Annotated in this window: 11 protein-coding genes; all 11 read right to left on the bottom strand. The window is 62.5% G+C overall.

Annotated elements, in window-relative coordinates; all coding sequences use genetic code 11:
- Nucleotides 1–12: 12 nt before the first annotated feature.
- Nucleotides 13–810 (bottom strand): SDR family NAD(P)-dependent oxidoreductase, encoded by a 798-nt coding sequence (locus tag ACRER8_RS22535; protein WP_431748399.1) that lies wholly within the window; start codon nucleotides 808–810, stop codon nucleotides 13–15.
- Between the two features lie 5 nt (nucleotides 811–815).
- Entirely contained in the window at nucleotides 816–1,757 is a 942-nt protein-coding gene (locus tag ACRER8_RS22530; protein WP_431748398.1) for a 3-hydroxyacyl-CoA dehydrogenase NAD-binding domain-containing protein, read from the bottom strand.
- A 36-nt stretch (nucleotides 1,758–1,793) separates the two neighbouring features.
- The gene (locus tag ACRER8_RS22525; protein ID WP_431748397.1) at nucleotides 1,794–2,711 is read right to left on the bottom strand and encodes a dihydrodipicolinate synthase family protein; all 918 of its coding nucleotides are present in this window, start codon (nucleotides 2,709–2,711) and stop codon (nucleotides 1,794–1,796) included.
- A gap of 2 nt (nucleotides 2,712–2,713) precedes the next feature.
- Nucleotides 2,714–3,865 (bottom strand): mandelate racemase/muconate lactonizing enzyme family protein, encoded by a 1,152-nt coding sequence (locus ACRER8_RS22520; RefSeq protein WP_431748396.1) that lies wholly within the window; start codon nucleotides 3,863–3,865, stop codon nucleotides 2,714–2,716.
- A 62-nt stretch (nucleotides 3,866–3,927) separates the two neighbouring features.
- Nucleotides 3,928–5,475 (bottom strand): UxaA family hydrolase, encoded by a 1,548-nt coding sequence (locus tag ACRER8_RS22515; protein ID WP_431748395.1) that lies wholly within the window; start codon nucleotides 5,473–5,475, stop codon nucleotides 3,928–3,930.
- 23 nt (nucleotides 5,476–5,498) lie between these two features.
- Complete coding sequence (locus tag ACRER8_RS22510; protein ID WP_431748394.1) at nucleotides 5,499–6,416, bottom strand: 2-hydroxyacid dehydrogenase; 918 nt, start codon at nucleotides 6,414–6,416, stop codon at nucleotides 5,499–5,501.
- Nucleotides 6,416–7,087, bottom strand: coding sequence for a GntR family transcriptional regulator (locus ACRER8_RS22505; protein ID WP_431748393.1), 672 nt, complete (start codon nucleotides 7,085–7,087; stop codon nucleotides 6,416–6,418). Before ACRER8_RS22505 ends, ACRER8_RS22510 begins: the two co-directional genes overlap by 1 nt.
- Nucleotides 7,088–7,209: 122 nt before the next feature.
- On the bottom strand, nucleotides 7,210–8,208 hold the full coding sequence (locus tag ACRER8_RS22500; protein ID WP_431748392.1) for an ABC transporter substrate-binding protein: 999 nt from the start codon (nucleotides 8,206–8,208) through the stop codon (nucleotides 7,210–7,212).
- Between the two features lie 64 nt (nucleotides 8,209–8,272).
- Nucleotides 8,273–9,166: an ABC transporter permease gene (locus tag ACRER8_RS22495; protein WP_431748391.1), complete on the bottom strand. Its 894-nt coding sequence runs from the start codon at nucleotides 9,164–9,166 to the stop codon at nucleotides 8,273–8,275.
- Nucleotides 9,159–9,950 (bottom strand): ABC transporter ATP-binding protein, encoded by a 792-nt coding sequence (locus ACRER8_RS22490; RefSeq protein WP_431748390.1) that lies wholly within the window; start codon nucleotides 9,948–9,950, stop codon nucleotides 9,159–9,161. The genes ACRER8_RS22495 and ACRER8_RS22490 overlap by 8 nt, the downstream gene beginning before the upstream one ends.
- 215 nt (nucleotides 9,951–10,165) lie before the next feature.
- On the bottom strand, nucleotides 10,166–11,938 hold the full coding sequence (locus ACRER8_RS22485) for an IlvD/Edd family dehydratase (RefSeq protein ID WP_431748389.1): 1,773 nt from the start codon (nucleotides 11,936–11,938) through the stop codon (nucleotides 10,166–10,168).
- Nucleotides 11,939–12,344: the final 406 nt, after the last annotated feature.

The following is a 12,344-nucleotide window of genomic DNA, read 5'->3' as shown; positions in this document are numbered from 1 at the left end:
CCTGGTGAGTGGTTACCGGCCGGTCGCGGCGGTAAGGCCGCCGTCGACTACAATCTGCTGCGCGGTGATATAGCGGCTCTCGTCGCTGGCGAGAAACAAGACGGCATTGGCGACGTCCCACGCGTCACCCATCCGGCCCATCGGAACCTGCTTGTGGCGGTGCGCGACGAAGCCGTCGAAGTCGCCGTTGGCGTATTTGTCGGCCAGCCGCTGCACCAGCGGCGTGAACATCAGGCCCGGCACTACGCAGTTCAGGCGTATTCCGCGCGCGGCGTACATCACCGCGGTGGTTTGCGTCAGCTGCATCAGCGCGGCCTTGCTGGCGGCGTAGGCCACTTGCGGCTTGCCAGCGTAGCGCAGGCCGGCTACCGACGAGATATTCACCACCGATCCGCCGCCCTGCCCCTCCATGATGGGCAGGACCGATTTACACGTGAGGAAAGCGGACTTCACGTTCACGTCCATCTGGTCGTCCCAGGTCTCCTCGGTCATGTCCACCGGGCCGCCCGGTTCGGAGCGGCCGACGTTGTTGACCAGGATGTCGATGCGGCCGAAGCGGTCCATGCAGGCCTCAACCATCGCTCTAACCTGCGTAGCGCTGGTGACATCGGCCACGTGCAGGTGCGCCGTGCCACCTTCTTCGCGGATCCGGCTGCAGGTGGTTTCGGCCGCATCGTGCGTCAGGTCGACGCCAAACACGTTGGCGCCTTGCCGCGCCAGCAGGACCGAAATCGCCTGGCCGTTGCCCCAGCCGGGGCCGATCCCGCCGCAACCTGTTACCAGCGCGACTTTGCCGTCAAGTCTATGCATGGCGATTACCTCGCATTTGCGTCGTCTTCGTCGCGCAGGATCTGCATCGCCTTCTTCAGCGCCGCCTGGTAGCGCGCCTGTTCGCGTTCGATACCGGCCTCGTCCCAATCGTAGAAGCCTTTGCGGCTGGCGCTCTTGACGCCGAAGTCGCCATTCTCGACGAGGTTCTGCATCAGCGGACTCGGTTCGGTGTTGTTGCTTAGGTATGGATAGATGCCTGCCGCCGCAGCGCAGTGGATGTCGACACCGGCCAGGTCCTTTTGCAGCAGCGGGCCGGCGGCGATGTAGCGGAAGCCGAAACCGTAGCGCACCGCCAGGTCGACGTCTTCGGCACTGGCGAAGCCCTCGTCGACCAGCGCAATCGCTTCACGCATCATGGCGTGCTGGATGCGGTTGGCCAGGAAGCCGGGCACGTCGCGCTTGACCTGCACAGGCTTCTTGCGCACCGAGCGCATGATCGCGCTCACTTCCTGCGCCACCGCTTCGTCGGAGAATTCGCTGCGCACCACCTCGACCGCTGGCACCCAGTGCGCCGGCATGAAAAAGTGCAGCCCGAGCATGCGCCCGCGGGTAGCGCATTGTTCGCCGATCTTGCTGATCGGGATGCCGGACGAATTACTCGTCAGCGGCACGTGCTTCGGCGCCGCCGTGTCGAGCTCGCGGAAGATCGCCTGCTTGATCTTCAGGTTCTCCGGCGCGCACTCGATCACGATACCGACGTCCGACCAGTCGATGTCGGCGATCGTCGCGCGAGCATCGACGCTGCCGCCTGCGCCGAACACGCCGATCGAGTCCGCCGCTGCTGCGACGTTTTGCGCCAGGCGCCCGCGCACTTCCGAGGACGGCTCGACCACCTGCGCATTCCAGCCGCCGGCGTAAAAAATCGCAGCGACGTCGCTGCCCATGGTGCCGCCGCCAATGACGACGACCGATTGTTGTGTGCTCATCGTGCTTCCTGTCTCAATCAGATTGATTGGCGCGGGCTACAGGCCCGGCATCGAAAATTCCCTGGCGCGCAAAGCGGCCAGCAAGTCGGTATTTTGCTGGCTGTCCAGGCGCATCAACGGCGGACGCACCGCGGCATAGCCGGCGTCGCCGGAGAACATCGCGACGGCAGCCTTGAGCGCCGGGATCATCGGGAACTTCATGAACGTGGCGCGCAGCGCGTCGAGTTCGGCTTGCTGCGCGTCCGCATCCGGCTGCTGCCATGTGCGGTAGAGGCGCGCGATTGCGCCAGGGTTGACGTTGCCGGTGGCGGTGATGCAGCCGACGCCACCCGCGCGCATGGTTGCCAGCAGGTAGGTTTCGCTGCCGGCGAACACGTCGAAGCCCTGCGGCTGGAAGCGTTCGAGCATGGCGCTGGTATTGGCCCAGTCACCCGAGCTGTCCTTGATGCCGGCGATGACGCCGGGATAAGCCGCCAGCAGCCGTTCGATCAGCGCGAGGCTGATCGGCACCTGCGACACTTGCGGAATGTGGTACAGGTAGATGCGCAAGCGCGGATCGGCAACCCGCTCGATCACCTCGGCGTAGCTGGCGAACAGGCCGTCATCGGACACACCCTTATAAAAGAACGGCGGCAACATCAGCACACCGCCGACGCCATGAGCGACCGCATGGCGGGTCAGCTCGACGCTGTCGGCCAAGGCACAGCACCCGGTGCCAGGCATCATGCGATCGCCCGGCACGCCGGCCTCAAACAGCGCGTCAAGCAGGTGCATGCGTTCGGCCACCGCCAGCGAATTGGCTTCGGAGTTGGTGCCGAAGACGGCAAGGCCGACATCCTGGCCGAGCAGCCAGCGGCTGTGCCGCACCAGCATCGCGGCAGTCTGGCGCCGGTCATCGGTGTACGGAGTGATCACGGGAGAGAATACGCCGCTCAGGCGCGGGTTAGTGTTCATGGTCATGCCCACTTGTCGACGGCGTAGCGTTCAACGGCCTGCTCGTCGAAGCCGAAGCCGAGGCCCGGCGTGGCCGGCACCACCAGATTACCGTCGGCGAACTGCAGCTGGGTGTCGACCAGTCGCCGGAAGTTGAGCACCTGGTCGTCCGAGAAGTACTCGACGAAGCGGGCGTTCGGCGTGGCTGCGACCAGGTGCACGTGCAGGTCGTGGAACCAGTGCGGGCAGACCGTGACACCGAAGCCAGCGGCCATCGCGGCAATGCGGCGCCATTCGCTGATGCCGCCGCACACGGCCGCATCGGTCTGCAGGATCATGGCGGCGCGCTTTTCGAGTAGTTCCTGGAACCGCCAGCGACCGGCCTCGATCTCGCCGGTGGCGACCGGAATCGGCGTGCGTGCGGCCAGCAGCGCGTGGTTGGCAATGTCGTCGGGGCTGAATGGCTCTTCGATCCAGTAAGGGTTGTGCTGTTCGAAGCGCTGGACGTAGCTCAATGCGGTCGGCAGGTCGCTCCAGGCATTATTCGCGTCGAGCATGAGCAGTACGTCGTCGCCGATCGCCGCACGCGCCGCCTTGACGCGCGCTTCCTCTTCCTTCGCCGTAAAGCGGCCGACCTTCATCTTGACCGCCTTGAAGCCGAGATCGACGTAGCCGGCCATTTCCTCACCCAGCTTTTCGGGCGTCTTACCTTCAAGGTAATAGCCACCGCTGGCGTACGCCGGCACTGTGGTCTTGGCCGAGGCGCCGAGGTACTGCGCCAGTGGCAGGCCGGCGGCGCGGGCATTGCGGTCCCACAGCGCGATGTCGAGGATCGACAAGGCGCGCATGGTGGAGCCGGCACGGCCGTGCAGCAGCGAGTCTTGGTACATCTCCTGCCACAGCCCTTCGACGCGCAGCGCGCTCTGGCCGACCAGGGTCTGTTTGAACAGTTCGCGCACCGCGTGCGTGACTAGCACGCCGCCGCGGCTGCCGCTGTAGCAGAAGCCGATGCCCTGGTGGCCGTCGGCGGTGCGCACGCGCACCACTGTGTAGTCGCGAGCGAGCACCTGGCGGGTCGAGAACGAAGTCGGATTGTCGAGCGGAACACTGATGGTACGGGCTTCGACCGCGACGATGCGTGCGTCGTTGCTGTAATCGCTGGTTTGCGAGTGCATAGTTTTTCCTTTTTTTGACAATATTATTGATAACTTAAACAGGCAAAAAAATTTGCCGATGTTTAGCTCATGATGCCGATCTGCCAAGGGACGAACTCGTTGTCGCCAAGGCCCAGCAGCTCGCTCTTGGAACGTTCGCCCGAGGCGGTGGCTAGCATCAAATCGAAGATGCGCTGGCCCATTTCCAGCAGCGTGCAGGTGCCGTCGAGGATCTCTCCGCAGTTGATGTCCATGTCTTCTTCGAGGCGGGTGAACATCGGCGTGTTGGTGGCCAGCTTGATCGACGGTACCGGTTTGGCGCCGAACATCGAACCGCGCCCGGTAGTAAAGGCGATCAGGTTGGCGCCGCCGGCGATCTGGCCGGTGGCTGACACCGGGTCGAAGCCTGGCGTGTCCATGAACACGAAGCCCGTTGCTTTGACCGGCTCGGCGTATTTATAGACTTCCATCAGCGGCCCGGTGCCGCCCTTCATTGAAGAGCCAAGCGACTTTTCGAAAATGTTGGCGAGGCCGCCGACCTGGTTGCCGGGGCTGACGTTGCCGTTGATCTGGACATCGCGTCCGACCGAATACTCTTCCTTCCACCAGCGCACCCGCGCCACCAGTTTTTCGCCGACGTCGCGCGAGACCGCGCGCCGCGTCAGGGTGTGTTCGACGCCGTAGATCTCGGGTGTCTCCGACAGTATCGCGGTGCCGCCGTGGCGCACCAGCAGGTCGACCGCGGCGCCCAGCGCGGGATTGGCGGTGATCGATGAAAAGCCGTCGGAGCCGCCGCACTGCAGGCCAACTATCAGGTGGCTGGCGCTGACCGTGGTGCGCTCGACATTGTTCACGTCCGGCAGCATGTCCATCACTGCGGCGACGCCAGCCTCTATGGTCTTGCGGGTGCCGCCGGTTTCCTGCATCACGAAGGTGCGCAGGGTCGGGCCGGTACGCAGCTGCTCGTCTTCCATCAGGCCGCTCAACTGGTTGCGCTCGCAGCCGAGGCCCACCACCAGCACACCGGCCAGATTGGGATGGCGCGAGTAGCCAGCCATCGTGCGCCGCAGCAGTGCCATCGGTTCGCCGGTCATCTCCATACCGCAGCCGATCGAATGACTGAAGGCGACCACGCCGTCCACATTCGGATACGCCGCCAGGCGCTCGGGCGTGAACCAGTCGGCAATCCGGCGAACCACTGTCGCGGAGCAGTTGACGGTGGCGAGGATGCCGATGAAGTTGCGCGTCGCTACCCTGCCGTCGGCACGGACGATACCCTGGAAGGTAGCGCGCTGCGATTCTTCAATCATGTCGACGTCGCGGTACTCGCTGGCATAGGCGTAGTCGCGGGCGAAATCGCGGAAGTCCATGTTGTGGTTATGGACCATGGTGCCGGCCTCGATATCGGCGGCTGCGAAGCCGATCACGACGTTATACTTGCGCACCGGCTCGCCCTTGAGGATCCGGACGCTGGCGATCTTGTAGCCGGCCGGGACCTGGCTGCGCGAGACGATGCCCTCGCCGTCGATTCGGGCGCCGATGCCGACGTCGACCCGTGCGATGACGATGTTGTCGCTCGAATGCAGGCGGATGATCGGGCCGGTGACACGCTTTTCTGATGTCTCTATCATTATTATTCTCGTGTGAAGTGAAATCAGACCGGCGTGAGCGCTGTGCCGTCCTCGAAGAACCTGTGCAGATTGTCGAGGGTCAGGCGCGCCATCGCCATGCGCGTTTCGTTGGTGGCGCTGCCCACGTGCGGCAAGAGCACCACGTTATCGAGTTCGAAAAAGCGCGGATCGATATCCGGTTCGGCGTCGAACACGTCGAGCGCCGCGCCAGCGATCGCGCCACGCGACAGCGCATCGATCAGGTCCTCTTCTTTGACCACTGATCCACGTGCGATATTTAACAAATAGCCTTGCGGGCCGAGCGCGTCGAGTACCGCGGCGTCGATCATGTGCTCGGTTGCTCGGCCGCCCGGCGAGGTCAGAATCAGGATGTCGCTGTCGCGCGCCAGTTGGTGTAGATCGGGCTCGAAGCGCAAGTCGAGGCGCTGGTCGGTGCGGCCGTAGTACGACAGCGTGACGCCGAACGGCATCATGCGCTTGGCGATCTCTTTGCCGATGCGGCCCAGGCCGACGATGCCGACCTTCTTGCCGGCCAGGCTAACGCCGAGCGGGAACGCGTTGGTGCGCCAGGCGCCGGAACGGGTGAAGCGGTCGGCCTGCGGAATCCGACGCAGCAGCGCGAACAGCAGGCCAACGCACAGTTCGGCGACGGCGTCGTTCAGTACGTCGGGCGTGTTCGAGACGATGACGTTGCACCTTGCGGCGACATCGACCGGGATCAGGTCGTAGCCGACGCCGCAAGTGGCGATGATGCCCAGATTCGGCAGCCACTCGATGACATCGGCCGGCACCGCGCAGTTGCTGCGGGTGATGATGCCGCGCACCGACGTACGCAGCGCCTCGTCGTGCTCCAGCGCTGCCAGGCTGTGGCAGCGGAATTCGCTGTCGATGAGTTCTTGGGCGAGCGGGGGGAATTGGCCGATCAGCAGAAGGTCTTGCATCAGGATGTCGCTTTCTTCAGGTTGACCATCGATGCGCGCTCGGACAGGTGCGCCATGCGCTGCTGCTGTTCTATGTAGGCGTTACGCGACGGCAGCAAGTGGTCGCGGCAAAGCGCCACCAGGCGCTCCTGGTCGCACTGGCGCAACGCGTCAATCATCTCGCGATGGTCTCGCCGCGCTTTTTCGAGATACTGCGGCACCACCATCGACAGCGAGCGAATCACGTGTGCACGCTGCGCCGCCAGTTCGATCATCTCGGTCAGTGCGGCGTTGTCGGATAGGGCGAAGAGCGCCTTGTGGAAGGCGATATTCATGCGGAAGGCAACGTGCAGGTTCGAGTCGCGTACGGCATCGTCGTGGCGTTGCTGGATGGCATCTAGTTCGTCCAGCTTTTCCGGCGATACGGGCAACGCGATGCTGCGCGCGCAACTGGTCTCGAGGATGTCGCGCACGGCGTACAGGTCGACCACGTCCTTGACGCTGTATGACTTGACCAAGGCGCCGATGTTCTTCTTGCGCTCGACCAGTCCCATTTTCTCCAGTTCGGCCAGCACTTGGCGCACGACGTGGCGCTTGAGGCCAAAGCGAGCGCGAAGTTCGTCCTCGACCAAGCGCTCGCGCGGGTGCATGTAGCCGAACGCGATGTCTTCCTCGAGCGTTTCGACGGTCATGCGCACTTGTGCGTTATTGTCGACGTCGAGCGCGGTGGATTCAGGTTGGCGTGTGTTGTTCATGCGTGTCCAATATTACAGTTGATGATCACAGGCCGCCGCGGCGGCCTGCATTGGCAATGCTAGTTGCCGTTCAGATTATGAGCCTCAGGAAAGAACATTTCCTTCCAGTCGGTCGGGGCACGCTGGATATAACCGGCGTGGGCGAAATAGTTAGCCATTTGCATGGTATTCGACGGCGTTTTGGAGAAAACCATATCCGGGCCGTTGAGCATTTCCACCAGGTCCGGCAAGGCGGTCTTTTCCTTGGTGTTGGCCAGGTAGACGGCTGCGGCGGCGGGCTTATCCTTGGCGATCAGGTCAAGCGCTTCGTCGAGCGCGGCGTTCATTGCCAGCACCACTTTGGGGTTCTCGTCATGAAACTTGACCGAGCCAAAGATGATCGCGATTGACATCGGGCCGCCCAGCACGTCGTTCGAGGTGAGAATCTTGCGCGTGCCTGGCTGCTTAAGCTCCATTTCGGCGTATGGCGACATGGTGAAGTGGCTGGTGATCTGAGCGCTCTTGTTCAGCATCGCGATCACACCGTCGGGATGGCCCATCGACACCGTCAGCGCGTTGATCTTGGCGCGACCCGGCAGGCCCAATTCCTTCTCGGCCGCCATCTGCAGCACGATGGCCTGGCTCGACAGCTTCACGGTCGGCACCGCGATGCGGTCGTCGCCGCCGAAGTCGGCCACGGTCTTGACGTTCGGGTTACGCGTCACCAGCACTAGCGGGATGGCGCCGACGCTGGCATAGCCTTTCATCGCGCCGTTGGTCTTCGACCACAGCAGGATCAGGTTGGTGGTGCCCGCCACCGCCATGTCGATGTTGCCCGAAATGAGGGAGTCGTTGAAGCTGGCACCGGAGTTGAACATGCGCCAGGAAACGTTCAGGTCCTTGATACCCATGGCGGCTGCATGCTTTTCGATCAGCTTGTTCTCCTCCATGATAATGGTCGGCAGGTAGGTCAGGCCCGGCTGCTTGGCGATGCGCAGGTCGACTGCGTGCGCTGGCAGCGCCGCCACGAAGGTCAGGGCGAGCAACGCCTTGACGAGCTTGCTGGTATATCCATTCATTTGTCAGTTTCCTACGGCGCTTTGTGCGCCTGTTTTATTGGAAGGTGCCGATTGGGCATGCCGCTTAATTCACCATTCCCCACTTACGCAAGGTGTGCGTTTCGATCGTGCGGAAGATCAGGTTCTCGACGATCAGTCCGATAAAGATCACCGCGAACAGGCCGGCGAATACATTCGGGATATCCATCAGGTTCTTGTTCTCATAGATGAACCAGCCAAGGCCGCCCTGCCCTGAGCTGACGCCGAAGATCAGTTCAGCGGCGATCAGCGTGCGCCATGCGAACGCCCAGCCCACCTTCAGGCCGATCAGGATGCTCGGGAACGCGGCCGGGATCAGGATTCTGCCGACGTAGCCGAAGCCGCGCAGGCCGTAGTTGCGCCCGACCATGCGCAGCGTGTTCGACACCGACGTGAAGCCGGTGTGGGTATTGAGCGCCACTGCCCACAGCACCGAGTGGATCAACACGAACACCAGGCTTTGCGTGCCCAGGCCGAACCAGACCATCGCCATCGGCAGAATCGCGATCGACGGCAGCGGGTTGAACATGGCGGTGAGCGTTTCGAGCAGGTCGGTGCCGATGCGCGAGTTGATGGCGATGACGGTGAACACGCCGGCGATCGCGATGCCGGCCGCGTAGCCCATCAACAGCACTTCAATCGAGGTCCAGGCCTTGACGATCAGGCTGCCCGATAGGATGCCGTTGCCGAAGGCCTGCATCGTCGAGGAGAAGGTCGGGAACATCAGCTCGTTGTTGACCGAGCGCGCATAGACCTCCCAGATCACTGCCAGCACGATCAGGATCGCGCCCTTGCGCACTGCGCTGACCTGATAGATGGCCTCCCATGGAGAAAGCTTTTTCTGGATGACGCCAAACTCGGACGACGAGACGATTTCGTGGATCACTTCCTTGCTGCGCCCGGAAGATGGCTGCGACTGCGGCGTGACGGCGTTAAACATGGGACACCTCGGCTTCGGCTTCGGGCGTGAATAACATGTCGTGGATGCGACTCTCGAGCGCGCGCGCCTCGTCCGTCTGCAGGCGGTCGCGCGGCACGCTTGCCAGCTCGGCGCGGACCTGGCCCGGATGCGGCGTCAGCAGCAGGATCTGGTTGCCTACCTTGATTGCTTCCTCGATAGAGTGGGTGACGAACAGCACGGTAAACTTGGTGTCGTCCCACAAATCGAGCAGCTCGTCCTGCATCTTGCGGCGGGTCAGCGCGTCGAGTGCGGCGAACGGCTCGTCCATCAGCAGGATGTCCGGCTCCATCGCCATGCCGCGTGCGATCGCCACGCGCTGCTTCATGCCACCCGACAGCGTGTGCGGGTAGTTGTTGGCGAAGTTGGCCAGGTTGACCTTCTCGATGTACTGCATCGCCTTGTCTTCGGCTGCCTTGCCTTTGTGCTTGCCCGACGTTTCGAGCGCGAACATGACGTTTTCCTTGACCGTCTTCCATGGCAGCAGCTGGTCGAATTCCTGGAACACCATCATGCGGTCCGGGCCGGGGCCGCGTACCGGCGTGCCCTTCAGGCGGATCTCCCCTTCGGTCGGCGCGATGTAGCCGCCAACCGCTTTGAGCAGGGTCGACTTGCCACAGCCGGAGGAACCGAGCAGCACGAAGCGGTCTGACGTGAGAACCTTGAAATTGACGCGGTAGGTGGCGGTGATGAGGTGATCGCTGGTCTTGTACTGCAGCGTCACGCCGTGTACATCAAGCAAGGGAATCGAAGGATCCTCGATCATGCTGTCTCCTCTTTATTGTTTTTTTATGGTTCAAAAGTAGACCGAAAAAAAAGGCTTGTCACTTATTATTGATAATAATATTGGCTATCTTTTTTGGGGCAAAAAAACTCCCTGTTCGCAGACAGCCGAAAGGTCAGAACTGGGCTCTTCTCCCGGCGGGCTGACCTCGGTTGAGTTGATGCTCGAACACCGGCAAACCGATCACAGCGCGCTATTCATGTTGGCTTGACAGGGTTGGGTTGCGCATCTTCGGATGTGTCACCGACCGGAGCGCGCAGGAAGTCGAAATCTACGCCTTGGTCCGCCTGAGTCACGGTTTTGAGGAATAACTGGCGATAGCCGCGCTGCGCGGTCGGTCGCGTCACCGGCCGATCGAGCGCACGCTGCGCCAGCTCGGCGTCGGACACCAACAGGCTGATTTCACGCGCCTGGACCGATAGGCGGATGCGGTCGCCATTGCGCACGTAGGCCAGCGGGCCGCCGATCGCCGACTCCGGCGTCACGTGCAGCACGATGGTCCCGCCAGCGGTGCCGCTCATGCGCCCGTCCGACACGCGCACCATGTCCTTGACGCCAGCGCGCGCCAGTTTTTTTGGAATCGGGATGTACCCCGCTTCCGGCATGCTGGCGCCAGTCGGGCCGATGTGCTTCAGTACGAGAATGTCGTCCGCGGTGACGTCGAGCGCGTCGTCGTCGATGCGCAGCACCAGATCTTCGATGTTCTCGAACACCACCGCGCGACCCTCATGCTCCATCAGTGCCGGGTCGGCTGCGGACTGCTTGATGATGGCGCCGCCCGGCGCCAGGTTGCCGTGCAGGACAGCGATGCCGCCTTGCGGGTAAATCGGGTTCGACATCGGTCGCACAACTGACTGCGCGAAGCCCGGGCCGGCCGCATCAAGCTCTTCGCCGAGCGTGCGGCCGGTCACGGTCATCGCGTCAAGATGCAGCAGCGGCCGCAGTTCGCGCAGCAGCGCGTGCAGGCCGCCGGCGTCGTGGAAGTCTTCCATGTAGTACTGGCCGGACGGCTTCAGGTCGATCAGCACCGGCGTCTCGCGGCCGAGCGCGTCGAGCCGCTCGAGCGACAGGTCAATGCCGAGCCGGCCAGCGACAGCGGTCAGATGGATGATGCCGTTGGTCGAGCCGCCGATCGCCAGCAGCACGCGCAGCGCGTTCTCGAAGGCCTTGACCGTCATGATCTTGTCCGGCGTGAGGCCACTCTTGGCCATCGCCACCGCAGTCGCGCCGGTGCGTTCGGCGATCCGGATGCGGTCGGCGGTAACGGCCGGCGGCGAGGCGCCGCCAGGCACCATCATGCCCAGCGCTTCGGCCACGCAGGCCATCGTGCTGGCCGTGCCCATGACCGAGCAGGTGCCGACGCTGGCCACCAGCGCGTTGTTCACTTCGGAGATTTCGTCGCCGTCGATCTCGTCGGCGCGGTACTTGCCCCAGAAGCGGCGGCAGTCGGTGCAGGCGCCGACCCGCTCAGCGCGATGCGAGCCGGTCAGCATCGAGCCAGTAACCAGTTGGATCGCCGGAATGCCAGCCGAGGCGGCGCCCATCAGCTGCGCTGGCACCGTCTTGTCGCAACCGCCGATCAGGATCACCGCGTCCATCGGCTGGGCGCGGATCATCTCCTCGGTATCCATCGACATCAGGTTGCGCAGGTACATCGAAGTCGGCGAGGCGAAGCTTTCGTGGATCGAGATGGTCGGGAAATCCATCGGCAGGCCGCCCGCCAGCATCACCCCGCGCTTTACCGCCTCGATCAGCTGCGGCATGTTGCCGTGGCACGGGTTGAAGGCGCTGCCAGTGTTGGCGATGCCGATCACTGGACGGTCTAGCGCGCTGTCGCTGTAACCTGCGCCCTTGATGAACGCCTTGCGCAGAAACAGCGAAAAACCGCTGTCGCCATAGCTGGTGAGGCCCTTGCGCAAACCGCTCGCGTCGGATTTTTTCTTATTGTCATCGTCGCTAGAATTGGTCATTCCGTCGCCCGCGAATTATTATTGATAATTTGTTCAATAACCGTAGTCCGCTTGTCGCTACGATGCAAGAGAATTTTGAAGTTGTATTTCGCACCCTGAAAACAGCGCGGATGGCCTTACAGGGACGACACCGTGCCTTGCAGTTGATGCTGTGCTCGGGGATTAAAACGACAGACTTGCGTAACAACCAAAAATAACGAGAGGTGAGGGATAGCCCTCAAACCGTCAAAACATCTATGGTCGCGCACGATGTATTTTTGACGCCCTTTAAAATCATATAGTTAAAATAATAATTAAGCCGCTCATCAATAATTCGCCAAGGCTATGACTAAATAATTTGACAAGTTGGGCTATCGCGTCGATACATAGGAGTCAGACGATTCGCCATGCAAGCAGCAGGACCAAA

It is taken from the genome of Pseudomonas sp., from assembly GCF_050739935.1.
Taxonomy (GTDB): Bacteria; Pseudomonadota; Gammaproteobacteria; order Pseudomonadales; family Pseudomonadaceae; genus Aquipseudomonas.
This window is presented reverse-complemented; position numbering and strand designations above follow the sequence as displayed.